Origin of the sequence: Pseudomonas azadiae, from assembly GCF_019145355.1 — a bacterium.
Classification (GTDB): domain Bacteria; phylum Pseudomonadota; class Gammaproteobacteria; order Pseudomonadales; family Pseudomonadaceae; genus Aquipseudomonas; species Aquipseudomonas azadiae.
The window spans coordinates 714,576-737,843 of record NZ_JAHSTY010000001.1 but is presented as its reverse complement, the minus strand read 5'-3'; the positions used below and the strand labels follow the sequence as shown (position 1 = coordinate 737,843).

29 protein-coding genes and 4 tRNA genes are annotated in these 23,268 nt (G+C 59.4%); 19 read left to right on the top strand and 14 right to left on the bottom strand.

The window, feature by feature from the left end; translation table 11 throughout:
* The first annotated feature begins 10 nt into the window (after positions 1 to 10).
* From KVG91_RS03280 to KVG91_RS03265, 4 genes are all read left to right on the top strand, one after another.
* Positions 11 to 775, top strand: a complete 765-nt coding sequence (locus KVG91_RS03280; RefSeq protein ID WP_076953555.1) for an SDR family oxidoreductase — start codon at positions 11 to 13, stop codon at positions 773 to 775.
* Positions 776 to 882: 107 nt separating this feature from the next.
* Positions 883 to 958: transfer RNA gene (locus KVG91_RS03275), tRNA-Val, on the top strand.
* A 55-nt stretch (positions 959 to 1,013) separates the two neighbouring features.
* Positions 1,014 to 1,090: transfer RNA gene (locus KVG91_RS03270), tRNA-Asp, on the top strand.
* Positions 1,091 to 1,193: 103 nt separating this feature from the next.
* A tRNA-Asp gene (locus KVG91_RS03265) sits at positions 1,194 to 1,270 on the top strand.
* Positions 1,271 to 1,491: 221 nt separating this feature from the next.
* Here KVG91_RS03265 and KVG91_RS03260 read toward each other — a convergent pair.
* Positions 1,492 to 2,775: an NAD(P)/FAD-dependent oxidoreductase gene (locus tag KVG91_RS03260; RefSeq protein ID WP_169378225.1), complete on the bottom strand. Its 1,284-nt coding sequence runs from the start codon at positions 2,773 to 2,775 to the stop codon at positions 1,492 to 1,494.
* A gap of 184 nt (positions 2,776 to 2,959) precedes the next feature.
* Between KVG91_RS03260 and KVG91_RS03255 the strand changes: the two genes are divergently transcribed.
* From KVG91_RS03255 to pcp, 4 genes are all read left to right on the top strand, one after another.
* Positions 2,960 to 3,036: transfer RNA gene (locus KVG91_RS03255), tRNA-Val, on the top strand.
* 404 nt (positions 3,037 to 3,440) lie between these two features.
* The gene (locus KVG91_RS03250) at positions 3,441 to 4,157 is read left to right on the top strand and encodes a DUF969 domain-containing protein (protein ID WP_169378226.1); all 717 of its coding nucleotides are present in this window, start codon (positions 3,441 to 3,443) and stop codon (positions 4,155 to 4,157) included.
* On the top strand, positions 4,154 to 5,104 hold the full coding sequence (locus tag KVG91_RS03245) for a DUF979 domain-containing protein (protein ID WP_169378227.1): 951 nt from the start codon (positions 4,154 to 4,156) through the stop codon (positions 5,102 to 5,104). The genes KVG91_RS03250 and KVG91_RS03245 overlap by 4 nt, the downstream gene beginning before the upstream one ends.
* Positions 5,105 to 5,112: 8 nt before the next feature.
* Positions 5,113 to 5,754, top strand: coding sequence for a pyroglutamyl-peptidase I (gene pcp / locus KVG91_RS03240; protein ID WP_169378228.1), 642 nt, complete (start codon positions 5,113 to 5,115; stop codon positions 5,752 to 5,754).
* Between the two features lie 15 nt (positions 5,755 to 5,769).
* Here the strand turns inward: pcp and KVG91_RS03235 are convergent, their stop codons facing one another.
* The 4 genes from KVG91_RS03235 to KVG91_RS03220 all read right to left on the bottom strand — a co-directional run bounded on the left by KVG91_RS03235 (position 5,770) and on the right by KVG91_RS03220 (position 8,480).
* Entirely contained in the window at positions 5,770 to 5,994 is a 225-nt protein-coding gene (locus KVG91_RS03235; RefSeq protein WP_169378229.1) for a hypothetical protein, read from the bottom strand.
* A 129-nt stretch (positions 5,995 to 6,123) separates the two neighbouring features.
* Positions 6,124 to 7,524 carry a heavy metal sensor histidine kinase gene (locus KVG91_RS03230; RefSeq protein ID WP_169378230.1) on the bottom strand — a complete coding sequence of 467 codons (1,401 nt, stop codon included), beginning with the start codon at positions 7,522 to 7,524 and terminating at the stop codon, positions 6,124 to 6,126.
* Positions 7,521 to 8,192, bottom strand: a complete 672-nt coding sequence (locus tag KVG91_RS03225) for a heavy metal response regulator transcription factor (RefSeq protein ID WP_169378231.1) — start codon at positions 8,190 to 8,192, stop codon at positions 7,521 to 7,523. The genes KVG91_RS03230 and KVG91_RS03225 overlap by 4 nt, the downstream gene beginning before the upstream one ends.
* Positions 8,193 to 8,234: 42 nt before the next feature.
* Complete coding sequence (locus tag KVG91_RS03220) at positions 8,235 to 8,480, bottom strand: DUF2790 domain-containing protein (protein ID WP_169378232.1); 246 nt, start codon at positions 8,478 to 8,480, stop codon at positions 8,235 to 8,237.
* A 274-nt stretch (positions 8,481 to 8,754) separates the two neighbouring features.
* On the opposite strand from KVG91_RS03220, the gene KVG91_RS03215 reads away from it, so the two are divergent.
* Positions 8,755 to 9,432 carry an HAD-IA family hydrolase gene (locus tag KVG91_RS03215; RefSeq protein WP_169378233.1) on the top strand — a complete coding sequence of 226 codons (678 nt, stop codon included), beginning with the start codon at positions 8,755 to 8,757 and terminating at the stop codon, positions 9,430 to 9,432.
* Positions 9,433 to 9,451: 19 nt separating this feature from the next.
* Here the strand turns inward: KVG91_RS03215 and KVG91_RS03210 are convergent, their stop codons facing one another.
* The 3 genes from KVG91_RS03210 to csrA all read right to left on the bottom strand — a co-directional run bounded on the left by KVG91_RS03210 (position 9,452) and on the right by csrA (position 10,483).
* Positions 9,452 to 9,745, bottom strand: coding sequence for a hypothetical protein (locus KVG91_RS03210; protein ID WP_169378234.1), 294 nt, complete (start codon positions 9,743 to 9,745; stop codon positions 9,452 to 9,454).
* A 92-nt stretch (positions 9,746 to 9,837) separates the two neighbouring features.
* Positions 9,838 to 10,077, bottom strand: a complete 240-nt coding sequence (locus tag KVG91_RS27495; RefSeq protein WP_225926942.1) for a hypothetical protein — start codon at positions 10,075 to 10,077, stop codon at positions 9,838 to 9,840.
* Between the two features lie 211 nt (positions 10,078 to 10,288).
* Positions 10,289 to 10,483, bottom strand: a complete 195-nt coding sequence (csrA, locus tag KVG91_RS03205) for a carbon storage regulator CsrA (RefSeq protein WP_003192511.1) — start codon at positions 10,481 to 10,483, stop codon at positions 10,289 to 10,291.
* 262 nt (positions 10,484 to 10,745) lie between these two features.
* On the opposite strand from csrA, the gene KVG91_RS03200 reads away from it, so the two are divergent.
* On the top strand, positions 10,746 to 11,111 hold the full coding sequence (locus tag KVG91_RS03200) for an SPOR domain-containing protein (protein ID WP_169378298.1): 366 nt from the start codon (positions 10,746 to 10,748) through the stop codon (positions 11,109 to 11,111).
* Between the two features lie 30 nt (positions 11,112 to 11,141).
* Here KVG91_RS03200 and KVG91_RS03195 read toward each other — a convergent pair whose 3' ends face one another.
* The 3 genes from KVG91_RS03195 to KVG91_RS03185 all read right to left on the bottom strand — a co-directional run bounded on the left by KVG91_RS03195 (position 11,142) and on the right by KVG91_RS03185 (position 13,357).
* Positions 11,142 to 11,831, bottom strand: a complete 690-nt coding sequence (locus KVG91_RS03195; RefSeq protein ID WP_169378235.1) for an endonuclease — start codon at positions 11,829 to 11,831, stop codon at positions 11,142 to 11,144.
* Between the two features lie 4 nt (positions 11,832 to 11,835).
* Positions 11,836 to 12,087 carry a DUF1654 domain-containing protein gene (locus KVG91_RS03190; protein ID WP_217894866.1) on the bottom strand — a complete coding sequence of 84 codons (252 nt, stop codon included), beginning with the start codon at positions 12,085 to 12,087 and terminating at the stop codon, positions 11,836 to 11,838.
* Between the two features lie 181 nt (positions 12,088 to 12,268).
* Positions 12,269 to 13,357: an asparaginase gene (locus KVG91_RS03185; protein WP_169378237.1), complete on the bottom strand. Its 1,089-nt coding sequence runs from the start codon at positions 13,355 to 13,357 to the stop codon at positions 12,269 to 12,271.
* Between the two features lie 551 nt (positions 13,358 to 13,908).
* On the opposite strand from KVG91_RS03185, the gene KVG91_RS03180 reads away from it, so the two are divergent.
* Genes KVG91_RS03180 through KVG91_RS03150 form a run of 7 tightly spaced genes read left to right on the top strand, consistent with a single transcriptional unit; the run spans position 13,909 to position 20,875 of the window.
* The gene (locus KVG91_RS03180; RefSeq protein WP_169378238.1) at positions 13,909 to 14,868 is read left to right on the top strand and encodes a sugar ABC transporter substrate-binding protein; all 960 of its coding nucleotides are present in this window, start codon (positions 13,909 to 13,911) and stop codon (positions 14,866 to 14,868) included.
* 57 nt (positions 14,869 to 14,925) lie between these two features.
* Positions 14,926 to 16,479 (top strand): sugar ABC transporter ATP-binding protein, encoded by a 1,554-nt coding sequence (locus KVG91_RS03175; RefSeq protein WP_169378239.1) that lies wholly within the window; start codon positions 14,926 to 14,928, stop codon positions 16,477 to 16,479.
* Positions 16,476 to 17,453, top strand: coding sequence for an ABC transporter permease (locus KVG91_RS03170; protein WP_169378240.1), 978 nt, complete (start codon positions 16,476 to 16,478; stop codon positions 17,451 to 17,453). Before KVG91_RS03175 ends, KVG91_RS03170 begins: the two co-directional genes overlap by 4 nt.
* 3 nt (positions 17,454 to 17,456) lie before the next feature.
* Positions 17,457 to 18,479 carry a LacI family DNA-binding transcriptional regulator gene (locus tag KVG91_RS03165; RefSeq protein ID WP_169378241.1) on the top strand — a complete coding sequence of 341 codons (1,023 nt, stop codon included), beginning with the start codon at positions 17,457 to 17,459 and terminating at the stop codon, positions 18,477 to 18,479.
* A gap of 23 nt (positions 18,480 to 18,502) precedes the next feature.
* Positions 18,503 to 19,420: a ribokinase gene (gene rbsK / locus KVG91_RS03160; RefSeq protein WP_169378242.1), complete on the top strand. Its 918-nt coding sequence runs from the start codon at positions 18,503 to 18,505 to the stop codon at positions 19,418 to 19,420.
* Positions 19,417 to 19,821: a D-ribose pyranase gene (gene rbsD / locus KVG91_RS03155; protein ID WP_169378243.1), complete on the top strand. Its 405-nt coding sequence runs from the start codon at positions 19,417 to 19,419 to the stop codon at positions 19,819 to 19,821. The genes rbsK and rbsD overlap by 4 nt, the downstream gene beginning before the upstream one ends.
* A 25-nt stretch (positions 19,822 to 19,846) precedes the next feature.
* The gene (locus KVG91_RS03150; RefSeq protein ID WP_169378244.1) at positions 19,847 to 20,875 is read left to right on the top strand and encodes a nucleoside hydrolase; all 1,029 of its coding nucleotides are present in this window, start codon (positions 19,847 to 19,849) and stop codon (positions 20,873 to 20,875) included.
* Between the two features lie 33 nt (positions 20,876 to 20,908).
* Here KVG91_RS03150 and KVG91_RS03145 read toward each other — a convergent pair whose 3' ends face one another.
* Positions 20,909 to 21,121 (bottom strand): hypothetical protein, encoded by a 213-nt coding sequence (locus KVG91_RS03145; protein WP_076953603.1) that lies wholly within the window; start codon positions 21,119 to 21,121, stop codon positions 20,909 to 20,911.
* 168 nt (positions 21,122 to 21,289) lie between these two features.
* Here KVG91_RS03145 and KVG91_RS03140 point away from each other — a divergent pair, with 168 nt between their 5' ends.
* Entirely contained in the window at positions 21,290 to 21,598 is a 309-nt protein-coding gene (locus KVG91_RS03140) for a hypothetical protein (RefSeq protein ID WP_169378245.1), read from the top strand.
* Positions 21,599 to 21,742: 144 nt separating this feature from the next.
* On the top strand, positions 21,743 to 22,063 hold the full coding sequence (locus tag KVG91_RS03135; protein ID WP_169378246.1) for an I78 family peptidase inhibitor: 321 nt from the start codon (positions 21,743 to 21,745) through the stop codon (positions 22,061 to 22,063).
* Positions 22,064 to 22,134: 71 nt separating this feature from the next.
* Here KVG91_RS03135 and KVG91_RS03130 read toward each other — a convergent pair whose 3' ends face one another.
* Positions 22,135 to 22,347 carry a cold-shock protein gene (locus KVG91_RS03130; RefSeq protein ID WP_003234260.1) on the bottom strand — a complete coding sequence of 71 codons (213 nt, stop codon included), beginning with the start codon at positions 22,345 to 22,347 and terminating at the stop codon, positions 22,135 to 22,137.
* A 289-nt stretch (positions 22,348 to 22,636) separates the two neighbouring features.
* Positions 22,637 to 22,951, bottom strand: a complete 315-nt coding sequence (locus KVG91_RS03125) for a hypothetical protein (protein ID WP_083735310.1) — start codon at positions 22,949 to 22,951, stop codon at positions 22,637 to 22,639.
* Positions 22,952 to 23,268: the final 317 nt, after the last annotated feature.

Below are 23,268 nucleotides of genomic sequence, written 5' to 3'. Positions count from 1 at the left end.
CGAGTGGTCCATGGAAGCTGCGGCAGCCAGTAACGGGCGTGTCGCGCTGGTCACCGGCGCGGCGCGCGGCATTGGCCTCGGGATTGCTGCTTGGCTGATCAGCGAAGGCTGGCAGGTGGTGTTGACCGACCTGGACCGCGAGCGCGGCGCCAAGGTGTCTAAGGTGCTGGGCGAAAACGCCTGGTTCATCACCATGGACGTGGCCGACGAGAAGCAAGTGGCTCAAGGTGTCGCCGAGGTATTGGGGCAGTTTGGCCGCCTCGACGCATTGGTGTGCAATGCGGCGGTGGCCGACCCGCACAACATCACCCTGGAAAGCCTGGACCTGGCCTACTGGAACCGGGTCATGGCGGTGAATCTCAGCGGGCCGATGTTATTGGCCAAGCACTGTGCGCCGTACCTGCGTGCCCATGGTGGCGCCATCGTCAACCTGGCGTCGACCCGGGCGCGCCAGTCGGAGCCGGACACCGAAGCCTATGCGGCGAGCAAAGGGGGTTTGCTGGCGTTGACGCATGCCTTGGCGATGAGCCTTGGGCCTGAGGTGCGGGTCAATGCGGTCAGCCCTGGCTGGATCGACGCACGTGATCCTGCGGCCCGTCGCGCCGAGCCGTTGAGCGATACCGACCACGCTCAGCATCCGGCAGGCAGGGTAGGTACCGTGGAGGACGTGGCGGCGATGGTGGCGTGGCTGCTGTCGCGCCAGGCGGGGTTTGTCACCGGGCAGGAGTTTGTCGTGGACGGCGGCATGAGCAAGAAGATGATTTACAGCGAGTAGGGCAGGTAGCGCTGTTGAAGCAATTTTGTCTTTTTCAGAAAAACTTCAAGCGGGCTATTGACTTAGGTCCGCTACCTGCGTAAATTTCGCGGCCTCAACGAAGCAAAGGGTGATTAGCTCAGCTGGGAGAGCATCTGCCTTACAAGCAGAGGGTCGGCGGTTCGATCCCGTCATCACCCACCACTTCTTGAGAGTTTTGCCTCAGGGCAAGACGCAACGTTAAAGGTTGCACCGACGCGCAGCGGTAGTTCAGTCGGTTAGAATACCGGCCTGTCACGCCGGGGGTCGCGGGTTCGAGTCCCGTCCGCTGCGCCATATTTCCAGGTTCGATTTATCGGGCTTGAGATTGAACAGCCAAGGCTGATCAATCAGATGTTAAAGACGGTTGAGGGTTTACGCTCAACTGGTCAAGCGATACGCAGCGGTAGTTCAGTCGGTTAGAATACCGGCCTGTCACGCCGGGGGTCGCGGGTTCGAGTCCCGTCCGCTGCGCCATATCTGCCTCAAGGCCCACTGAACGCCTTGAAGCACAAAGAAAGCCACTGGCTACTTTGATCCGATAGCAAACACCCTGGTCGAAAGACCGGGGTTTTTTGTGTCTGCGGTTTGGCGTCAAGTCAGGCGCGGTCAATGTGGGAGCTGGCTTGCCTGCGATGGCATCGACGCTGTCTCACGATGAGTTCGCGTATCGGCATCGCAGGCAAGCCCTTCCCCAATCAGAATCCGAGCTTATCCCGCAACCCGTAATACCAGGCGCCCAGCGCTGCAAACGGCGTACGCAGCATTTGCCCGCCCGGGAACGGGTAGTGCGGCAGGTCGGCAAATGCATCAAAACGTTCCGCCTGCCCTCTGAGCGCCTCGGCCAGTACCTTGCCTGCCAAGTGCGTATACGTTACGCCATGGCCACTGCAGCCTTGCGAGTAGTAGATGTTGTCGCCCAGGCGACCCACTTGCGGCAAGCGCGACAGGGTCAGCAGAAAATTGCCAGTCCACGCGTAGTCAATCTTCACGTCCTTGAGCTGCGGGAAGGCCTTGAGCATCTTCGGGCGGATGATCGCCTCGATGTTCGCCGGGTCGCGCGCGCCGTACACCACGCCACCGCCGAAGATCAGGCGCTTGTCGCGGGTGAGGCGGTAGTAGTCGAGCAGGTAATTACAGTCTTCGACGCAGTAATCCTGCGGCAGCAGTGTCTTCGCCAGCTCATCGCCCAGGGGCGCCGTCGTGATCACTTGCGTGCCGCAGGGCATCGACTTGGCCGCCAACTCTGGCACCAGGTTGCCCAGGTACGCATTGCCCGCGACGATGATGAACTTGGCCCTGACCCGGCCTTCGGCAGTGTGCACCACCGGGTTGGCGCCGCGCTCGATACGCACAGCCGCCGATTGCTCATAGATCGTACCGCCCAGGGATTCCACGGCTGCCGCTTCGCCGAGCGCCAGGTTGAGCGGGTGAATGTGCCCGCCGCTCATATCCAGCAAGCCGCCGACGTAGTTGTCGCAGGCAACCACCTCGCGAATACGGCGCTCGTCCAGCAACTCCAACTGCGTATGGCCGTAGCGTTCCCACAGGCGTTTCTGCGACTCCAGGTGGCCCATGTGCTTGCTGTTGAGGGCAGCGAATACACCGCCGTCCTTCAAGTCGCACTGGATCTGATACTTGGCCACTCGCTCGCGAATGATCCGGCCGCCTTCAAATGCCATCTGCCCCAACAATTGCGCCTGATGAGGCCCGACACTGCGCTCGATTACATCGATATCACGGCTGTAGCTGTTGACGATCTGCCCGCCGTTGCGGCCCGAGGCGCCAAACCCCACCTTGGCGGCCTCCAGCACCGTCACGCGAAAACCGTTCTCCAGCAGGAACAGCGCGCTGGAGAGGCCGGTATATCCGGCGCCGATCACGCACACATCGGTTTCAACCTCGCCTTGCAGCACCGGGCGAGGTGGAGCGGCATTCGCGGAAGCGGCGTAATACGACTGGGGATAAGGGGTGTTCGCCATCCTGGAACCTCTGTTTTATATTTTTTACGAGTGCGCCGATCCTACCTGAGTTGAAAATTGCCTGCCAGCCACCCGAAATCCACAGGCGTGCCCCGTGCAAATAAAAAATTCGCATATTCATAGGGTTAGCTGCAAAAAAGATGTTGACACCCCTCCGGAATTCCGTAGAATGCCGCCTCACAGCAGGCACGTAGCTCAGTTGGTTAGAGCACCACCTTGACATGGTGGGGGTCGTTGGTTCGAGTCCAATCGCGCCTACCAAACAAAATCCGCTCTGCTGGGCGGTCTAGAGGGGTCACCGGAAACGGTGACCCCTTTTTGCTTTCTGTAATTTGCAAAACTTTTGCAAACCCCCCACCTCAAAACGCCAATTCGGCGCTCGCCTCCAAGTACTCGATCTTCGTCGCGCGTCTCCTTGCGAAAACGACGGCGCGTTATATGACGTGCGCACTGTCCAATCACCCACAAAATTTATTGGTTCGCAGCAACAATTTTTCTTGTTGGACACTTCCCATCCCCAGGCAGCAAAGTTGCCGCCACTGACGCTCGACCTTTCAGGTCAACAATAAAAAACCGAGCCGACTGCACGCCACCTCCTGCTGTGAACCCTTTGTTCACATCCTGCTGTAATGGCGCCGCAGCGCGCACTTAAGGACCTCATCGCCATGCAAACTGTTGTGAACCTATGGCCGTTGATCGGCGTACTTGTGATCGTGGTTGGCTTTGTTCTACGCATCAATCCTTTGTTGGTGGTCACCGCCGCCGCTATCGCCACCGGATTCGCCGCCCATTTCTCGCTGGAAAAAATCCTCGCCACCATGGGTGATGGCTTCCTTCAGACCCGTGCCCTGCAATTGATCCTGTTGTTGCCCCTCGCGGTCATCGGCCTGCTGGAGCGCCACGGGCTGCGCCTGCATGCGCAGAACTGGATTGCACGGTTCGAGCGCGCCACGGTCGGGCGCTTGTTGATCATGTATCTGTTTGTGCGCGAATCCACCGCCGCCATGGGCTTGACCAGCCTGGGCGGACACCCGCAGATGGTGAGGCCGCTGCTGGCACCGATGGCCGAGGGCGCCGCGGAAAAACGCTACGGCAAGCTGCCGGACAAATTGCGTCACAAGGTGTTGGCCATGTGCGCTGCGACGGACAACGTCGGACTGTTTTTTGGTGAAGATATCTTCGTGGCTTTTGGTGCGATCGCGTTGATGCATACCTTCCTGCTCGGCTCGGGGATTGATGTGGATCCGCTGCACATCGCGGTGTGGGGGATTCCGACGGCAATTTGCGCATTTATCATCCATGCGATCCGCCTGCATCGGTTTGACCGATGGCTCACCCGCGAAATGACGCCTGCCGCCGCCCCAAGGGAGGTCGCGCAATGATCATTTCGATTCAATACCTGTACTGGCTGGCCGGGGTCCTGCTGCTGATCACCGCGGGCATGATCCTGATGGACCGAACCCATCCCAAGCGCTGGTCGAGTGCACTGTTCTGGCTATTGTTCGCCGTTCCGTTCCTGATCGGCGAGCGGCTGCCGTCGGTGGCCATTGGGGCTGGCGTCGTGGTGATGGCATTGATCGCCGGTATGGGCGGCATCGGTCGTGGCAAGCATGCCGAGCTGCACGACAAGGATTCCCGTGCCAGCGCCGGTCGGTTGGGCCATAAGCTGTTTATCCCGGCATTGGCCATACCCCTCACCACCGTGATCGGCTCGGTATTGCTCAAGCACACCGAGATCGGCGGCGTACCGCTGCTGGACCCGAAAAACACTACCTTTGTCTCACTTGGCATCGGCTGCCTGATCGCCTTGGGCCTGGCCTGTTGGCTGACCCGTGATACGCCGGTGCAAGCCTTACGCGAATCCCGTCGCCTCACCGAAGCCCTGGGCTGGGCGATGGTGCTTCCGCAGATGCTAGCGATGCTCGGCTTGTTGTTTAACGAAGCCGGGGTCGGCACGGCCGTTGCCCATGTTACTACTACCTATATCAACCTGGATTTCAAGTTGGCGGCGGTGATGGTCTATGTGCTGGGCATGGCGTTGTTTACAGTGATCATGGGGAACGGTTTCGCGGCGTTCCCGGTGATGACCGGCGGCGTCGGTGTGCCGGTGCTGGTGGGTATCTATGGCGGCAACCCGGCGGTAATGGCGGCAATCGGCATGTTCTCGGGCTACTGCGGGACCTTGATGACCCCGATGGCCGCCAACTTCAATATCGTGCCGGCGGCGTTGCTGGAGCTGCCGGACAAAAACGCAGTGATCAAGGCTCAACTTCCAACGGCGTTGATGATGCTGGTGGTTAATATTGTCCTGCTTTACCTGTTGATGTGAGGCCGAGAATGCGCACTTTACTGCTGACGGGCTTCGAGCCCTTTGATCAAGATTCGGTGAATCCGTCCTGGGAAGCGGTGCGCCAACTGAACGGTGTGCAGTTGGACGATGATGTGCGGATTGTTGCGCATCGCCTACCTTGCGCGTTTGCCACTGCGGGTGAGTGCCTGTCCCGACTGATCGATGACTTGCACCCGGCCATGGTAATTGCTACCGGGCTGGGCCCTGGGCGCAGCGATATCTCTTTCGAGCGCGTGGCGATCAATATCAACGATGCCCGCATTCCGGATAACCTGGGCGAGCAGCCCATTGATACGGCAGTCGTGACGGACGGCCCGGCGGCGTACTTCACGACACTGCCGATCAAGGCGATGGTCAAGGCCGTGCGCGAAGCGGGCGTCGCGGCCTCGGTATCGCAAACGGCGGGGACGTTTGTGTGCAACCAAGTGTTTTATCTGTTGCAGCATGCCCTGGCCGGGACGTCCGTGCGCAGCGGGTTCATTCACGTACCGCTTCTGCCGGAGCAGGTGACGGGGGCCGAGCGGCCCTCGATGGAGCTGCATACGTTGGTGGCGGGATTGCAGGCGGCCGTACTGGCCGCGTGGCATACAGCCGTGGATGCAAAAGAGGCGGGCGGGCAGGTCAGTTGACCTGCCCGATTCACCTCAGGTTGCGAACAGTCGGGTGAGCCCGAAGGTAATGGCGCAGGCCAGACCTGTCATTGCGAATGCGGTTGCCACGTACCACTTGATGAGATTCAGTTCAGTGGTAGCCAGGTCTGCCCTGGAAGCGAAGTGCTTATCCATGGAGTCTGCCCTGCTCGAAACGGTGATCAGCTTTTCGTTCATTTCAGCCAGCCCCTTTTCCAGTAAACCTAATCGCATTTCCATTCTCGAATCTCCGTTATTCCCGTTACGGCTCTGCCTTGAGCCGCTTGGGAACCGAGAATAGTGTGGCCTCAGCCCAACGTTAAGAGACAAATCTTTGCAAAATAACACCAGGCTTCTGGTGCCGGCTGTTCAGTCCTCCCTCCTGGGAAAGAACAATTCAAAACACGTTACCCCCGCGTCACTGCTCACGCTGTACCGCCCGTTATGCAACTGCATGATGGTCGCTACAATCGACAGCCCCAACCCATTTGACTGCGCCGAGCGTTCCCGCGACTCATCGACCCGGTAAAACCGTTCGAACAGGCGCGGCAGATGCTCGGCAGCAATGGTTTCGCCGCGGTTGCTGACTCTGAGGTTGATGCCTTCCGTCGTGGGCACCGCCTGGATCATCAACTCGGTGCCCGGCGCACCATATTTGATGGCGTTGGCACACAGGTTGGCCAAAGCCCGGCGCAGCAGCATCGGCTCCGCCCAGATCACGCCTTCTGCGCTGGCACGAATGCTGATGTCCACGTCGCCCGCCAAGCCTTCGAAGTACTCGGCGATTCGTTCCACCTCATCCGCCGCACTGAGTTCCTGGCGTTGGCGCAGGGCGCTGGCCGGGTCGGTGCGGGCCAGGAACAGCATGTTGTCGAGCATCCGCGCCAGGCGTTCAAGCTCTTCGACATTCGACGCCAGCAGTTGCTGGTACCTCTCGGTGCTGCGGCTCTGTTGCAGGGCGACCTGGGTTTCTCCCAGCAGGTTATTGATGGGCGTGCGCAGTTCGTGGGCCATGTCGGTGGACACTTGGCCCAGTTGTACAAAGCCCTTGGCCAGCCGTTCGAGCATGGTGTTGAACGAATCAATCATCGGCAGCAGTTCATTTGGCGCGCCTCGGCTGTCGAGGCGTTCGGCGAGGTTGCCGACGCCGATACCCTGGGCGTGGCGGGCCAGGCGCCGTAACGGCAGGAGCCCGCGGTGAACGAGCAGGTAGCCGACCACGGCCAGGATGATTGCCGCGATGCTTGCCAGGATATAAACGCTCAACCGGTAGCTGGCGAGCACGGCGGTGCGTTCGGTCATCAAGCGCCCGCTGGTGACTTGAAGGCTGCCAAGGTCGCCGGAGCCGATGGAGGCGGCGACGGTGGAAAAAGGTACGCCGTTCACGCCGGGCAGATGGTGCACGTCGGCAAGGCTCAGCGCGTGATCTTTCGCGACAGGGGGCACGGACGGCAGATCAATGTTACCCGGGTTCACCAGCAGCAGCGGTTTTTGCCCCGGCGCCGCGATGCTCAATACCGACTCGTGGTTGCCCAGCATATTCTGGAACAATTCGGGCTTGGTCTTGATCAGGTCGAGGGTGTTGCTGTCGTTGAGCAAGTTGCGCAACTGATCGACGCGGGAAATCAATGCGGCATCGTCACGCATGATCAATTCGCGCTCCAGCTCGCGGTACAGTGCCACGCCCAAGGTGGCCAGCAGGGTGAAAGCGAGCAAGGCGAAGATCAGCGCCAGGCGAAGGGTCATCGAATAATGACGGCGTTTGTTCATGGTTGGGTATCGAAGCGGTAGCCGATGCCACGCACGCTGTGGATCAGCTTGAGCTGGAACGGATCGTCGATTTTCAGGCGCAGGCGCCGCACGGCCACGTCCACCACGTTGGTGTCACTGTCGAAATTCATGTCCCACACCCGCGATGCGATCAACGAACGGGACAGCACCTGGCCCTGATGGGTCGCGAACAAATGCAGCAGGGCGAACTCTTTGTTGGTCAGCGTGATACGCGTGCCGGCGCGGGTCACGCGGCGCTTGAGTACATCGATCTGCAGATCGGCGATCTGCAGGTGTTCTTCCTCCCGACTGGGGCCGCGGCGGGTCAGGGTACGCAAGCGTGCCACCAGTTCGGCGAAGGAGAACGGCTTGATCAGGTAATCATCGGCACCCAGTTCCAGGCCCTTGATGCGGTCGGCAATGTCATCGCGGGCCGTCAGGAAAAGTACCGGTGTGTCGGCCTCCTTGCGTAACCGGCGCAGCACTTCCCAGCCATCCATTTTCGGCATCATCACATCCAGCACGATCACATCGAACGGCGTTTCCAGGGCCTGGTGCAGGCCGTCCACGCCGTCACGGGCCAGGCTGACGGAGTAACCTAGCTCCTGGAGGCCGTTGAGCAGGTAGTTGCCGGCCTTGGGTTCGTCTTCGACTACGAGAATGTTCATGGGAAGTGCTCTGTCTCAATGCGTGGCGCCAGTGTAGCCCGATCAATTGTCACTGGCGCAACCGGTGGCCAGGACCTGGTAGTCCAAGACATGTTCGCGGCCCTGGCTGTCCAGGTACTTGAACTGCGCCGGGACGACGCCGCACTGGCCGTAGGTGTCAGTGCTCGACAGCACTTTAGCGACGTCCAAGTGGACAAAGAAGCCGGTTTTGTCGTGGATCACGGGTTCGGCGGCAAACACGGAACCGGTAGCGAGCAAAGCGGCAAAGCCGAGCATAAACAGCTTCATGGAGATATCTCTCTTTAAGGGTGGCTGCCAGGTGGTGGCGGTGAGTTCACAGTAACGAGGCGCCACTAACAGCCCACCAACAGGATGATGACAAGTGTGTAATGCAGTGCTTTTGCATCGCAGGGATCAGGGCTGGCGGCCGGAAGTCTCGAGGAGCAGGTCGGTGATTTCCTTGGCGCGGTACGTCGGCGGCGAAGTACGTTTACAAGCAAGAAAGTGATCCGTAGATTGCATTGGCCGATTATTTTGTTACAGCCCAAGAGGAAGCCGCGCAGTGTCCATCCGAGGTTCAGCCGTATTTAACCGCCGTTATCGTGCCTTTCTGTTTGATATGGATGGGACGCTGCTCAACTCCATTGCCGCCGCTGAGCGCGTGTGGAGTATCTGGGCTGAACGCCATGGCCTGGAGGTGGCAGCGTTTCTGAAGACCATTCACGGTGCCCGCGCGATCGACACCATTACCCGGCAAGCCTTACCCGGCGTTGATCCCGAGGTCGAGGCGCAGTGGATCACCGAGGCTGAAATCGAGGATGTGAGAGGGGTTGTCGCGATTCCCGGCGCTGTCACGTTTTTGAACAGCCTGCCGGGTGATCAATGGGCGCTGGTCACCTCGGCGCCCCGGGCGCTGGCGTTGCGTCGTTTGCAAGCAGCGGCAATAGCACCGCCGGCGGTGCTGGTCACGGCTGAAGATGTCGCTATCGGAAAGCCGGATCCCGCCTGTTACGTGTTGGGAGCGCAACGCCTGGGCGTCCCGGTGCAGGACTGTCTGGTGTTTGAAGACGCGACGGTCGGCATCCGCGCGAGCGAGGCTGCAGGGGCGGACGTAATGGTGGTGACGTCAACCCATCACACACCTATGGTCACCGAACACCCTTCGATTGACGGTTATCAACAGTTGAGCGTACAGCGCGACGCGAACGGCTTGTTGTACCTGCAGAACAGGGCGGGCTGATACGCAAACGCCGAGCCCGTTACCGCTCTCGGCCTCGTCCGGCGCGAACCGGGGTGGGCAGCTGCAGCCGATCATTCCTCATGCCCTGGCGTGACAGCACCATCTCCCTGAGAATTTCATTGGCCAGCCGCGCAATGGCTTCAGCGCCACGATAGTGCGCACGCACGATGCCTGTCACGGCGAAGTGGTCGGTTTCCGGGCCGCTGAGCACTGCTGAAAGAGTGCCGTCGGTGTGCAATGTGCAGGTCACGCTGTAGCTGGGCAGACGGGCAGCCAGCGCAGATTCGATCTGGGATTTAGTCAGGGTATCCATCTGGCTCAAGTGCCTTTAACTGATCGTGCAGGCCCAAGCATAGGTGGTGTCGCGATGCTGTAAATACAGGCCATCTGATATCGGAATGCGGCTCACCGTGTCGTTTGCCGGCATAGTCGACGCTGTACGGCTTTCTGAATAGATTTGAGGCAAAAGAGAAACAGGTATCCCCCAAGCATCAGCGCCAAGTCCAGCCAAGAATGGGTTTCAGTCGAGCCAACGCCTTCGAGGGTAAACCTCAAGCCAAAAGCCAGCCCAATGAAGACCAGCCCTATCAATAGGGCGATCATCCAAGACATGCGGGCAAATGGTGGTGCGGTTGTGGGCCTCATCGACGTGCTCCTGAATGCACACGGATGGCTGCTGTCAATCAGGAGATTCGGCCGTGAATGAAACGACAAGTTCCAGGCATGAAAACAGTTTCATCTTTGCAGGAAGATGGACACTTTAAGGCGGTCGGTCACGCAACAACGATCAGAGCAGTTCGAACGAGTTTTCGCCAGCCGTTACAGTTAACGAAAAGGCTGGCTACTGAAGGCCGCTTCAAGGTGTCTGGTTTTTGTCCGGTGCAGTCAGGCCAGCCTGGATGCGCTGGTAGATTTCCTCGCGATGCACGGCAACATCCTTGGGCGCGTTGATGCCGATTCGTACTTGCTGGCCGCTGACGCCCAGGATGGTGATCGTGATGTCATCACCAATGTTTATGCTTTCACCAACTTTGCGGGTGAGTATCAGCATGGACTTCTCCTTGATTACTTTTAAGGACACATGTTTCAGACAGGGCAGGTGTCGGATGTGTGTAGCTTACTGCTAAGCGCTTCCCTGTGACTGCCTCTTTTAGGACGCATAGAGGCGACATTAATTCCCATGGCGGCATCATACAGGTCTGCGATACATGATTCGCATTGTTTAAGCTAACGTTTATGACGGCCAGAATAGACAGTGGATGATAAAGTCGCCTCTTTATCTTTAGAGGAGCAGGGCAGTGCGTAAAGTAGCGATGGCAATGGCGGTGTTGGCATTGGCCGGTTGCGGTGAAGGCAAAAGCGTCGACGCACCCAAGCCCAAGCCTGCCGTGACCGAAAGCCAGCCCCAGACCGGCGCAGTTGCCGCCCAGGAATGGGACCTGCGCGTCGGCTCGCCGGACCACAAGCTGCAGGCGATCACCGATCTGACGGCCTGGTTGCTGGAGCATGGCTTCAATTTTTATATCGTGAAGGTGGACGGCAAGGACGAAGTGCTGCTGGGGCCGTTTGCGACCAAGGCTGAAGCTGAAGCCAAGCAGACCCTGCTCAATGAAAAAATGGCCCGCGCCAAGAAAACCGACACCGTGTCTGAGGTCATTGAACACAAGGCCGCGCAGTAAGCGCAAAGTGGGCGGCGGTTTCGCCCACTTTCAGCCGCAGGCTTTCAGGTTCACCGGGCCGACGAATTCATTGCCGCGCCCCATCACGCACGCCACGGTCTGGTTGCGTTGACGCTCCCAGGCCTGCACCGGGTAGGTCTTGTTCCAGGCTTCGTACAGCTGGCGATCCTGTTTCGACAGGCGCAAGCCGTACCGCTTGCTCATGTAGAAGTACGTACGAGCGATCATGCCCCGAATGGACGGGCGCGGCATGACCTTCCTGGCCTTGAAATCCACCTGGGTCAGGCATGAGCCGTACTGTCCGCTTTGCACCGGCAGCCAGCCGAAACTGAAGTTGTTGCGGTCCCCATTGACCTCGCCAATGCTCGGCACCAGGTTATGCAGGTCCGCTTCGGCGCGCTTGAACACGTCATCGTGCCGGGTACAGTTCTTGCGCCCTCCGTTCTGCCAGCACTGGCGCTGATGCCCGATCTGCCAGGCTGGAACGATATGCTCCCACTCGATGCGTGCCGCACGGTTGGCGTTTTTGCGTGGGATGTAGCCACAGGCTTTCAGGTCCACGCGGTTGCCCGTGTATTTGCACCCGCAATAGAACTCGGTGGATTGTGGGGCGTAAAGTTTCCAGGCGACTTTCTTGGCTTCGCTGAAGGTTCGGGGCGCTTGGGCATGGACGGCGACGGCGAAAAACAGGCCAAGCACAGCGATAAAACGGACACCCATTGACTCAATCTTCCTTCGGCACAACCCAGAAAATCTGCACGCCACCGTCATCCCGATAGGCGAGGGTGACGTTGTCGTTCTCCGCAATTTCTTCCAGCAAACGCGCCCATTCTTCCTCTGGCTCGTCTGGCAAACGGAAGATCAAGGCCGCCTTGGCTTTTTGGGCGTTGGTCGAATTGATGATCTTTTGCACACGAATGGCCAGGCGTTCGTAGGCACCAGGAGGGGTTGGCACTGCGGGAGAGGACTTTGCCACAAGGTATTCCTTAGTTTGCTGTACGCACATACAGTATTTAACTGTAGGTAATTTCGCAACTGCTTAAATTCCAAGCAGTTCGTCTGACAGCCGTTCAGGAATTTTTATGTAAGGCGGCGTAGGAAGTGCAGAAGCGAGCTTGTCGGAAAAGGAAGCTCGCTCCTGCGGACAGTTTCAGGAATCAGTATTCCCAGAACATCCGTTGCAGTTCTTTGCTGTCCTGGGTCTTGGTCAGGGCGACCATCGCGAGGATGCGGGCTTTCTGTGGGTTCAGATCGAGTGCGGCAACCCAGTCGTATTTGTCGTCAGGTTGTTCGGCATTGCGCAGCACCATGCCACCGGCATTGACGTGGGAAGAACGAATGATCTGTACACCTTGCTTGCGCAGTTCCACCAGTGCGGGAACCACTTTGGAGGATACCGAGCCATTGCCGGTGCCGGCATGGATGATGGCTTTGGCGCCCGCTTGAGCCAGGGCCTTGTAGGCCGTGTCGCTCACGTTGCCATAGCCATAGGCGATTTCAACATCGGGCAGGCTCTTGATGTTCTTGATATCGAATTCCGAATCCATGGTGTGGCGCTTGGCTGGCAAGCGGAACCAGTAGGATTTGCCTTCAACCACCATGCCCAGCGGGCCCCATGGGCTCTTGAATGCTTCGGTCTTGATGTTGATCATCTTGCTGACGTCGCGACCCGACTGGATCTCGTCGTTCATGGTGACCAGCACGCCCTTGCCGCGCGCCTCTTTGCTGCCGGCTACGGCAACGGCGTTGTACAGGTTGAGCATGCCGTCCGCCGACATGGCGGTGCCTGGGCGCATGGAACCGACCACCACGATTGGCTTGTCGGTCTTTTCCACCAGGTTCAGGAAGTAGGCGGTTTCTTCGAGGGTGTCGGTACCGTGGGTGATCACGATGCCGTCCACGTCCTTGCTGTCGGCCAGTTCGGCGACGCGGCGGCCCAGCTGCAGCAGGTTTTCGTTGTTGATGCTTTCGGACGCAATTTGCATCACTTGCTCGCCGCGTACGTTGGCAATCTGGCTAAGCTCAGGAACACCGGCGATCAATTGCTCGATACCGACCTTGGCCGCCTGGTAAGTGGCACTGTTGGCCGCGCTGGCGCCAGCGCCGGCAATGGTGCCACCAGTGGCGAGGATGACCACGTTGGACAGCTTGGTCTTGGTTTCGACTTCCTTTGCCTGGACGGCAACGGGGAACAGCAGCAGGAGGGCTAACGCGCCCGGAACAAAAGTTTTCAGTGCAGATTTCATTATTTTTCTCTCTGGTTTTTGATGAGTGCTGTAGCCGGTTCATCGAGAACACCCAGGCGGTTCTGAATGCCATGGGGTGAGGGGGTAGAGCAGGATACGTACCAGGCTTTCACTGCTTAGGAATATAAAATAACTTTTTGATTTGTAAGGAGTTCATCTGTTTTTGCGGGCGGTTTCAACAGGTGGCTGTCCGGCTTTCCGAACATATGAGCGTGTTACGTTCGGTTGTCCGAAAATTCGGTGGTTAATCCGTCAAGGTTGCAGGGGGCGCACGACTCAATCTGTCGTTTTAAGGAACGACCGGGAGTGGACGATGTTTAAGCGGCCCATTGTCACGGGACGAGCGAGGCGCTTGGATGAAAGGCTGCTTCTACCGTTGACAAATCTCGACAAGGTTCTCATAGTTTGAACAACGCAAACGTTTGCGAGATGTTTCACGGCCGCTTATGGCGTCGCGTCACAGCTCGTATCAGCTACCCGGGTGGGAAGGCTGCCGAAGTGCTCTTCGGTGCAAGCGTTGCTCACAATAATCATAAGATCGGAGTGAACCCATGAAGCTGCCATTTGCTGGACGTCTTCTTGCTGTCGCTGTGCTTGCCGCCGCATCCGCTGCCCTGCCTCTCTCTTCTGCATTCGCTGATGACGCTGCCGCCAAACCCAAGGTGGGCCTGGTCATGAAGTCCCTCGCCAACGAATTTTTCGTGACCATGCAGGACGGCGCCAAGGCCTATCAGAAAGACCACGCCGCCGATTTCGACATGATCACCAACGGGATCAAGAACGAAACCGATACCAGCGCGCAGATCGATATCGTCAACCAGATGATCCTCGCCAAGGTGAACGCCATCGTGATCGCACCCGCCGACTCCAAGGCGCTGGTCACCGTGCTGAAGAAAGCGTCCGATGCCGGTATCAAAGTCGTCAACATCGACAACCGTCTTGATCCGGACGTGCTCAAAAGTAAAAACCTCAACATTCCTTTCGTCGGCCCGGACAACCGCAAGGGCTCCAAGCTGGTGGGCGACTACCTGGCCAAGCAACTGGCGGCCGGCGATGAAGTCGGCATCATTGAAGGCGTGCCGACCACCACCAATGCCCAGCAGCGCATTGCGGGCTTCAAGGACGCGATGGATGCCGCAGGCATGAAAATCGTCTCCACCCAATCCGGCAACTGGGAGATTGACCAGGGCCAGAAGGTAGCCTCCGCGATGCTGAGCGAGTACCCGAAAATCAAGGCACTGTTGGCGGGTAACGACAACATGGCGTTGGGTGCCGTGTCTGCAATCCGCGCCGCCGGCAAGGCCGGCAAGGTCCAGGTCGTCGGCTACGACAACATCGAAGCCATCAAGCCGATGCTGCAGGACGGCCGCGTCCTCGCGACCGCCGACCAGGCCGCTGCCCAGCAAGCCGTGTTTGGTATCCAGAACGCGCTCAAGCTGGTCAAGGGTGAGAAAGTCGAGTCCAAAGACGGCGTGATCGAAACCCCGGTCGAACTCGTCCTCAAGAAGTAATCCTGGCAATGCCCAACAGCGTCCGCTCGTCCTGAGCGGGCGCCTGGAGATTTTCATATGTCATCTTCCGCCCCGAACGCTGTCCTCTCGGTCAGCGGTATCGGCAAGACCTATGCCCAACCGGTTCTGTCCGACATCACCCTGACGCTCAATCGCGGAGAAGTGCTGGCGCTGACCGGTGAGAACGGCGCAGGCAAAAGCACCTTGTCGAAGATCATCGGCGGGCTGGTTACGCCGACCACCGGGCACATGCAGTTCAATGGCCAGGACTTCCGCCCTGGCAGCCGCACCCAGGCCGAAGAGCTGGGCGTGCGTATGGTCATGCAGGAACTCAACCTGCTGCCAACACTGACCGTGGCTGAAAACCTGTTCCTGGATAACCTGCCCAGCCACTGCGGCTGGATAGACCGCAAGCACCTGCGCAAGGCCGCGATCGAGGCCATGGCCCAGGTCGGCCTGGACGCCATCGACCCCGACACCCTAGTTGGCAGCCTGGGCATCGGCCATCAGCAAATGGTCGAAATCGCCCGAAACCTGATCGGCGATTGCCATGTACTGATCCTCGACGAACCGACGGCCATGCTGACCGCGCGTGAAGTCGAGATGCTGTTTGAACAGATCACTCGCCTGCAGGCCCGAGGCGTGGCGATTATTTACATTTCACACCGGCTGGAAGAGCTGGCCCGTGTCGCCCAGCGCATTGCGGTATTGCGCGACGGCAAGCTGGTCTGTGTCGAGCCGATGGCCAACTACAACAGCGAGCAACTGGTCACCTTGATGGTCGGTCGCGAGCTGGGCGAGCACATCGACCTGGGGCCCCGGACCATCGGCGGCCCGGCCCTGACGGTGAAGGGCCTGACGCGCTCTGACAAGGTCCGCGACGTGTCCTTCGAAGTGCGCGCCGGTGAGATCTACGGCATCTCCGGCCTGATCGGCGCGGGCCGTACTGAGCTGTTGCGCCTGATCTTCGGCGCCGACCTGGCCGACAGCGGCACCGTAGCGCTCGGTTCGCCTGCCCAGGTGGTGAGCATCCGCTCCCCGGTGGACGCGGTGGGCCACGGTATTGCCTTGATCACCGAGGACCGCAAAGGCGAGGGGCTGCTGCTGACCCAGTCCATCAGTGCCAATATCGCCCTGGGCAACATGCCGGAAATATCCGGCGGCGGCGTGGTCAACAGCCGCGACGAAATAGCCTTGGCCAAACGCCAGATCGATGCCATGCGCATCCGCAGTTCCAGCCCGGCGCAGTTGGTGTCCGAGCTGTCCGGCGGCAACCAGCAGAAAGTCGTCATCGGCCGCTGGCTGGAGCGCGATTGTTCGGTGATGTTGTTCGATGAGCCAACCCGTGGCATCGACGTCGGCGCCAAATTCGACATTTACGCCTTGCTCGGCGAATTGACCCGCCAGGGCAAAGCGCTGGTGGTGGTGTCCAGCGACCTGCGTGAACTCATGCTGATCTGCGACCGCATCGGCGTGTTGTCCGCCGGACGCTTGATCGAGACGTTCGAGCGCGACAGCTGGACCCAGGATGAATTGCTCGCCGCCGCTTTCGCCGGCTATCAGAAACGTGATGCGCTGCTCAACGACGCAGCGCTTAGGGAAACTCCATGAAAACTTCAACTTCCCCCGGCAAGACCGGCGATAACTTCTACGGCCTGGGCACTTACCTGGGCCTGGCAGGCGCCTTGCTGGCGATGATTGCGCTGTTCTCGGTGCTCAGTGATCACTTCCTGTCCTACGACACGTTCAGCACTCTGGCCAACCAGATTCCAGACCTTATGGTGCTGGCGGTGGGCATGACCTTTATCTTGATCATCGGCGGCATCGACCTGTCGGTAGGCTCGGTGCTGGCGCTGGCGGCATCGGCGGTCAGCGTGGCGATCCTCAGTTGGGGCTGGAGCGTGTTTCCGGCTGCCGTGCTGGGCATGGGCTGCGCGGCGTTGGCCGGTACCATCACCGGCTCGATCACCGTGGCTTGGCGCATCCCCTCGTTTATCGTGTCCCTCGGCGTGCTGGAAATGGCGCGTGGCGTGGCGTACCAGATGACCGGTTCGCGCACCGCTTACATCGGTGATTCGTTCGCCTGGCTGTCCAATCCGATTGCCTTTGGTATTTCGCCGTCGTTCATCATTGCTTTGCTGGTGATCGTAGCCGCTCAGCTTGTACTGACGCGTACCGTGTTTGGTCGTTACCTGATCGGCATCGGCACCAACGAAGAGGCTGTACGCCTGGCGGGGATCAATCCCAAGCCCTACAAAATCCTGGTGTTCAGTCTCATGGGCCTGTTGGCCGGTGTGGCGGCACTGTTCCAGATTTCGCGCCTGGAGGCGGCAGACCCGAACGCCGGTTCCGGCCTGGAACTGCAAGTGATCGCGGCAGTGGTGATTGGCGGCACCAGCTTGATGGGTGGGCGCGGCTCGGTGATCAGTACCTTTTTTGGTGTGTTGATTATTTCGGTCCTCGCCGCCGGTCTGGCGCAGATCGGTGCCACGGAACCCACCAAGCGCATCATTACCGGTGCGGTGATCGTGATCGCCGTGGTCCTCGACACCTACCGCAGCCAGCGCGCCAGTCGGCGGGGCTGAACCATGGCAACGATCAAGGATGTGGCAGCGCTTGCAGGTATTTCCTATACCACCGTTTCCCACGTGGTGAACAAGACGCGCCCGGTCAGCGAGCCGGTACGCATTAAGGTCGAGGCAGCGATCAAGCAGCTCGACTATGTACCCAGTGCCGTCGCGCGTTCGCTCAAGGCCAAGACCACGGCCACCATCGGTTTGCTGGTGCCCAACAGTCTCAACCCGTATTTCGCGGAGTTGGCACGGGGCATCGAGGACTACTGCGAGCGTAACGGCTATTGCGTGATCCTCTGCAACTCCGACGACAACGCGCAAAAGCAACGCAGCTACTTGCGTGTGTTGCTGGAGAAACGTATCGACGGCTTGATCGTAACGTCGGTGGGCGGCGATGACAGTGGACTTGCCGCAGGCTTGAGCGCGGTGCGTACGCCCATGGTGATTGTCGACCGGGCGCTGGATGGCATTGACGTGGACCTGGTACGTATCGACCATGAGGAGGGCGCCTACCTGGCAACACGGCACTTGCTCGAACTGGGCCATCGCGACATCGCCTGTATCGGCGGCCCGGCGCATACCCGGGTTGCGCAAATGCGTCTGGCGGGTTATCACCGCGCGCTACGTGAGGCCGGCGTGCAAGTGGCCGCCGATCGCACCCAGGAAAGCGACTTCACCAGCACTGGCGGTTATGCTGCCGCCGTGAAGTTACTGGCGCAGAACCCGCCCAGTGCGATCTTCGCCAGCAACGACATGATTGGTTTCGGCGTGCTGCGTGCAGCTGCCGAGCGCAACATCCGCGTGCCGGGCGAGCTGTCGGTGATCGGTTTCGATGACATTCAAATGGGTCGTTACGTCTATCCGGCGCTGACCACGGTCGGGCAGTCGATCGTCCAATTGGGCGAGACGGCGGCCGAGCTTTTACTGCGAAGAATTGCAACACCCCAACTGCCGATCGATCAACGCATCGTGACGCCGAGCATCGTGTTGCGCGAGTCGACGGCGCCTGTCGCGGGTACGTTCGCCCAATACCGCTGAACCGAATTGATGAGTACTGATGTATGCCAGCAAAAGTAGTGGTAGTAGGCAGCTTGAACATGGACCTGGTTACCCGTGCCAGTCGGCTGCCGCGCGCCGGGGAAACCTTGATTGGCCAGACGTTTGCCACCGTGCCCGGCGGCAAGGGCGCGAACCAGGCGGTCGCCTGCGCGCGCCTGGGCGCCGATGTTTCGATGGTGGGTTGCGTCGGCACCGACGCCTACGGCACCCAGTTGCGCGATGCGTTGCAGGTGGAAGGCATCGATTGCCAGGCTGTCAGTACCGTTGCCGGCTCAAGTGGCGTGGCCTTGATCGTGGTCGATGACAGCAGCCAGAACGCAATTGTGATCGTGGCGGGCAGCAACGGCGAGCTGACACCGGCATCGTTACAGGCGTTCGACGCGGTGCTGCAGGCGGCCGACGTGATCGTCTGCCAGCTGGAAGTGCCGATGGACACTGTGGCGCACGCCCTCGAGCGGGGCCGTGAGTTGGGCAAGACAGTGATCCTCAACCCGGCGCCGGCCAGCGGCCCGTTGCCGGCCGAGTGGTACGCCTCGGTCGACTACCTGATCCCCAATGAAAGCGAAGCCACCGCGCTCAGCGGCGTGACGGTCGATTCCATCGAAAGTGCCAAGGTGGCGGCGACTCAGCTGATCCAGGCGGGCGCCGGTAAAGTCATCATCACCCTGGGTTCGCAGGGCGCGCTGTTTGCCGACGGCCAGGGCTTTGAGCACTTGCCGGCGCCGAAGGTCAAGGCTGTCGACACCACGGCGGCGGGCGATACCTTTGTCGGTGGCTTCGCCGCGGCACTGGCCAATGGCAAAAGCGAGGCCGAGGCGATCCGCTTTGGCCAGGTCGCGGCGGCGTTGTCGGTCACCCGTGCCGGCGCGCAGCCTTCCATTCCAACGCTGCACGACGTACAAGGTTTTGTGCCCTCATGAAAAAGACACCTCTGCTCAATATCGCGTTATCGCGTGTGATCGCTTCCCTGGGCCACGGTGACATCCTGGTGATCGGCGATGCCGGCCTGCCGGTGCCGCCGGGCGTCGAGCTGATTGACCTGGCGTTGACCCAAGGCATTCCGGATTTCATCAGCACCTTGCGCATCGTGCTCAGCGAAATGCAGGTGGAGAGCCACGTGCTCGCCGAAGAAATCCTGCTCAAGCAACCGCCGGCACTGGCCGACCTCGATACGCTCTCCGAGCAGGCCGCACTCGGTGAGCGGCGTTTGCTCAGCCATGAAGCATTCAAGCAACTGAGCCGCAAGGCCCGCGCCGTGGTGCGCACCGGTGAATGCCAGCCTTACTGCAACATCGCGCTGGTGTCCGGCGTAACTTTCTAGCGTTTCCAACGACAAGGAGTGTTTTATGCAATGTGGTCTCCCAACCCTGAAAAACCTGTTCCGGAGTGTCCTGCTTTTGTCCGCACTCACTGCCGCAAGCGCCCAGGCGGCGGAAAAGATCGACCTGATCATCGACACCGACCCAGGCGCCGATGACGTGGTGGCCTTGCTGTTCGCCATGGCCTCCCCGGATGAACTGAACATCCGTGCGCTGACTACCGTTGCCGGCAATGTGCGCCTGGACAAGACTTCCCGCAACGCGCGCCTGGCCCGCGAGTGGGCAGGGCGCGAGGACATCCCGGTGTACGCCGGTGCGCCGGCGCCACTGCTGCGCAAGCCTATCTACGCCGAGAATATCCATGGCAAGGAAGGCATTTCCGGCGTCACCGTGCATGAGCCCAAACAGGGCTTGGCTGAGGGCAATGCCGTTGATTACCTGATCAAGACCTTGAGCACTGCCAAGCCTCACAGCATCACCATCGCCATGCTCGGTCCGCAGACCAACCTGGCGCTGGCATTGACCCAGGCGCCGGACATTACCCAAGGCATCAAGGAAGTGGTGGTGATGGGCGGTGCGCACTTCAACGGCGGCAATATCACGCCGGTAGCGGAGTTCAACTTGTTCGCCGACCCGGTCGCAGCCGAGATCGTGCTCAAGAGTGGCGTCAAGCTGACCTATCTGCCGCTGGACGTGACCCACAAGGTCCTGACCAGCGAAGCGCGCCTGAAGAAGATCGCCGACATCAACAACACCGCGAGCAAGGTCGTCGGCGACATCCTCAACGAGTACGTCAAGGGCGACATGGAGCACTACGGCATTCCAGGCGGTCCGGTACATGACGCCACCGTCATCGCCTATCTGCTCAAGCCTGAGCTGTTCAGCGGCCGCCAGGCCAATATGGTGGTGGACAGCCGCGAAGGCCCGACCTTCGGCCAGACCGTCGTCGACTGGTACGACGGCCTGAAGCAGGAAAAGAACGTATTCTGGGTTGAAAACGGCGATGCCCAGGGCTTCTTCGATCTGCTGACCGAGCGCCTGGCACGTCTGAAGTAACGTGTTGACCGGTCGGCATTCGTCGGCCGGTTCCTATTCGCGCTCGGGGTCTTGCGCCCCCATATGGTCGGCCGGGTATTTTTCGAATATCTGGCCGATGAAGGCTTGCGCCGCTTGCGTGCCCAGTTCCTTGACCAGCAGGTCGATACCGATGATCGCCAATTCCTCTGGGCTGCCGGGGCTGTAGGAGCTCTGTCCCAGGGGCCACTTGGCTTTGATGTCGGCTTGGAGCGTTACGGTGGTCATGGATATCTCGCGGGGCTGAAAGTGCTGTGCAGTGCGCTGGAACGCGGTTCTAACCCGGGGAGTTAACCATTTTGCGTCGGGTTTGGCACTGATACTTAGGCATGAGGCGCTTCGGCATGGCGCCCGCGCTGTGCGACACTGTTGCCCTTTAATTGCCGGGGACACCACGTGCAGATCGACTTGAACAACCCCGAGAACCTCACCCTGGCAGCGGTGCGTCAGCTGATCGCCAGTGCCCGTGACGATGAACATACCCAGTTGCGTGTGACCAAGGCCGGCCTCGCCTATATCTCCTCAGGGAAGCTGGTAGGCGGTGTGGATATCGACGGGCTGCTGTTTCGCCTGGAGACCTGGGCAAAGGGCTCCGGGTATGTAGGAAACGTGGCTGCCAGTGACGAAGTCTGGGTGACGCAGATTTTCAATGCGCTGAAGCAGAACTGGCCGACGCCGGCTTTTGACTACATCGACATCTACTGATTTCGTTCATATCTGGTCACGATTGATCGGGCGAATGCCTGTCGAGAGTCAGGCAGACTGGCCCTGCTGCGGTTTACGTCTTGAAACCAATCCGACCAACCGCTGTCGCACGATCTCTGTCCATTTTTTATCATAGGAGGCTTCATGCCTTGGAAGCTCGCATCATTCGGTACTTTGTTGGCAGCACTCGCGTTGGCGGGTTGCAGCACCCCGGGTGCCTCTGAGCCAGCCAAAGACGCCGCCGTGACCGATGCCGGTCATAGCCGCTGTGAGGCGAAGGCCGCCGAATTCACCCTTGGCCAGAAGGCATCGCCCCAGCTGCTGGAGCAGGCGCGTACCCGTGCCGGTGCGCAGAACGCACGAATCCTCAAGCCCAACGACATGATCACCCTGGAATACCGCTCCGACCGCTTGAACCTCAACACCGACGACAACCTGGTGATCACGCGCGTCAATTGCGGCTAAGCTTCCAGGTTTTTGCAGCGCCCATAAAAAACCCCGTCACATGGACGGGGTTTTTTTAGCTCAGCGGAGAATTACTCGCCGCGAACCTGTGCAGCTTGCATACCCTTTTGGCCTTTCTCAGCCACGAAGGAAACGGTTTGGCCTTCTTTCAGGCTTTTGAAACCGTCGCTTTCGATAGCTTTGAAGTGTACGAACAGGTCGTCACCGCCACCTTGAGGAGTGATGAAGCCGAAGCCTTTTTCATCGTTGAACCATTTAACGGTGCCGGTTTGGCGATTAGACATGGTGTATCTCCAAGAAACATATATTTTCAGTAGTGCTGTGCTGCTCAGGCCAACTGGGCACACCGGGCTATCATAGTCGAAATGTTCGGCTTGGGAGCCCCCCCAAGGCATTGTTTGCTAATCAATAGCGTTGCGTTTAGCACGTTGATCGGCTGAAAGCCCCGATTTACGGGGCTTTCGCCCGAAATATCAGCTGATAAAAAAAGCCGTAAAAGCTGTGTAATTTGTGAGATTTGGCAGTTTTTGGGCTGTTTTTTCAGCAAAAAAGCGGTGCGATCAAGCGCAGATCTTACTTTTTCTTCACGACTTTGCAGGACGAAATAGCGGCGACCGCCTTGTTTTTGAGGTCGGCGCTGGCGTTCTGGTTGGTCATGAGCTCCTTGATTTCAGCAGTGCTCAATTCGGCGTTGATTTTGTCAGCGCCACATTCGCAATGAGCCTTGGCGGTTTTGGCGTCTACGTTCTGGCTGGCGGCCGCGCTGCAGTCGCTGACGAAGCTGTCGCGGGCACCGGCTGGCCAGTTCGACGGGGCTGCCGCCTGCGCGCCAAGGGAAAGGAGGGTCAGGGAAGCGGCGAGAGCGAGAGTAGAAGTAAAACGCATCATGAGGATGCTCCTTTGGGTCGAGGACGAACGGCGATTCTCAGTGGCTTTGAGGCAGTGCGTACAGCTCAAGTTCACTTTTGCGGCTATAAAGGCCGGAATTTGTGTTTACACCCGAAGGCGGCGGCGCGATGACCGTTCATCTGTGCTAGGATCTTGCGCTTGGCTATTTCCAGGCGCGCCATTGCCGCCTCGCCATGCTCTTTTTAGCTCACTCCAGTCACTCTGGTTCGATTATCGGTTGGCCGAAAGGCTCCTGCCGCTGTAAGGCAGGCGTTCATCATTGAACGGCCTGGTGTTGGATCTTGTACTGGCTCATC

Excerpts from the sequence above, each read along its gene's own strand:
- KVG91_RS03280 (WP_076953555.1), top strand. The coding sequence starts at position 11 with ATGGAAGCTGCGGCAGCCAGTAACGGGCGTGTCGCGCTGGTCACCGGC.
- KVG91_RS03260 (WP_169378225.1), bottom strand. The coding sequence starts at position 2,775 with ATGGCGAACACCCCTTATCCCCAGTCGTATTACGCCGCTTCCGCGAAT.
- KVG91_RS03250 (WP_169378226.1), top strand. The coding sequence starts at position 3,441 with ATGCAAACTGTTGTGAACCTATGGCCGTTGATCGGCGTACTTGTGATC.
- KVG91_RS03245 (WP_169378227.1), top strand. The coding sequence starts at position 4,154 with ATGATCATTTCGATTCAATACCTGTACTGGCTGGCCGGGGTCCTGCTG.
- pcp (WP_169378228.1), top strand. The coding sequence starts at position 5,113 with ATGCGCACTTTACTGCTGACGGGCTTCGAGCCCTTTGATCAAGATTCG.
- KVG91_RS03235 (WP_169378229.1), bottom strand. The coding sequence starts at position 5,994 with ATGGAAATGCGATTAGGTTTACTGGAAAAGGGGCTGGCTGAAATGAAC.
- KVG91_RS03230 (WP_169378230.1), bottom strand. The coding sequence starts at position 7,524 with ATGAACAAACGCCGTCATTATTCGATGACCCTTCGCCTGGCGCTGATC.
- KVG91_RS03225 (WP_169378231.1), bottom strand. The coding sequence starts at position 8,192 with ATGAACATTCTCGTAGTCGAAGACGAACCCAAGGCCGGCAACTACCTG.
- KVG91_RS03220 (WP_169378232.1), bottom strand. The coding sequence starts at position 8,480 with ATGAAGCTGTTTATGCTCGGCTTTGCCGCTTTGCTCGCTACCGGTTCC.
- KVG91_RS03210 (WP_169378234.1), bottom strand. The coding sequence starts at position 9,745 with ATGGATACCCTGACTAAATCCCAGATCGAATCTGCGCTGGCTGCCCGT.
- KVG91_RS27495 (WP_225926942.1), bottom strand. The coding sequence starts at position 10,077 with ATGAGGCCCACAACCGCACCACCATTTGCCCGCATGTCTTGGATGATC.
- csrA (WP_003192511.1), bottom strand. The coding sequence starts at position 10,483 with ATGCTGATACTCACCCGCAAAGTTGGTGAAAGCATAAACATTGGTGAT.
- KVG91_RS03200 (WP_169378298.1), top strand. The coding sequence starts at position 10,746 with ATGGCAATGGCGGTGTTGGCATTGGCCGGTTGCGGTGAAGGCAAAAGC.
- KVG91_RS03195 (WP_169378235.1), bottom strand. The coding sequence starts at position 11,831 with ATGGGTGTCCGTTTTATCGCTGTGCTTGGCCTGTTTTTCGCCGTCGCC.
- KVG91_RS03185 (WP_169378237.1), bottom strand. The coding sequence starts at position 13,357 with ATGAAATCTGCACTGAAAACTTTTGTTCCGGGCGCGTTAGCCCTCCTG.
- KVG91_RS03180 (WP_169378238.1), top strand. The coding sequence starts at position 13,909 with ATGAAGCTGCCATTTGCTGGACGTCTTCTTGCTGTCGCTGTGCTTGCC.
- KVG91_RS03175 (WP_169378239.1), top strand. The coding sequence starts at position 14,926 with ATGTCATCTTCCGCCCCGAACGCTGTCCTCTCGGTCAGCGGTATCGGC.
- KVG91_RS03170 (WP_169378240.1), top strand. The coding sequence starts at position 16,476 with ATGAAAACTTCAACTTCCCCCGGCAAGACCGGCGATAACTTCTACGGC.
- KVG91_RS03165 (WP_169378241.1), top strand. The coding sequence starts at position 17,457 with ATGGCAACGATCAAGGATGTGGCAGCGCTTGCAGGTATTTCCTATACC.
- rbsK (WP_169378242.1), top strand. The coding sequence starts at position 18,503 with ATGCCAGCAAAAGTAGTGGTAGTAGGCAGCTTGAACATGGACCTGGTT.
- rbsD (WP_169378243.1), top strand. The coding sequence starts at position 19,417 with ATGAAAAAGACACCTCTGCTCAATATCGCGTTATCGCGTGTGATCGCT.
- KVG91_RS03150 (WP_169378244.1), top strand. The coding sequence starts at position 19,847 with ATGCAATGTGGTCTCCCAACCCTGAAAAACCTGTTCCGGAGTGTCCTG.
- KVG91_RS03145 (WP_076953603.1), bottom strand. The coding sequence starts at position 21,121 with ATGACCACCGTAACGCTCCAAGCCGACATCAAAGCCAAGTGGCCCCTG.
- KVG91_RS03135 (WP_169378246.1), top strand. The coding sequence starts at position 21,743 with ATGCCTTGGAAGCTCGCATCATTCGGTACTTTGTTGGCAGCACTCGCG.
- KVG91_RS03130 (WP_003234260.1), bottom strand. The coding sequence starts at position 22,347 with ATGTCTAATCGCCAAACCGGCACCGTTAAATGGTTCAACGATGAAAAA.
- KVG91_RS03125 (WP_083735310.1), bottom strand. The coding sequence starts at position 22,951 with ATGATGCGTTTTACTTCTACTCTCGCTCTCGCCGCTTCCCTGACCCTC.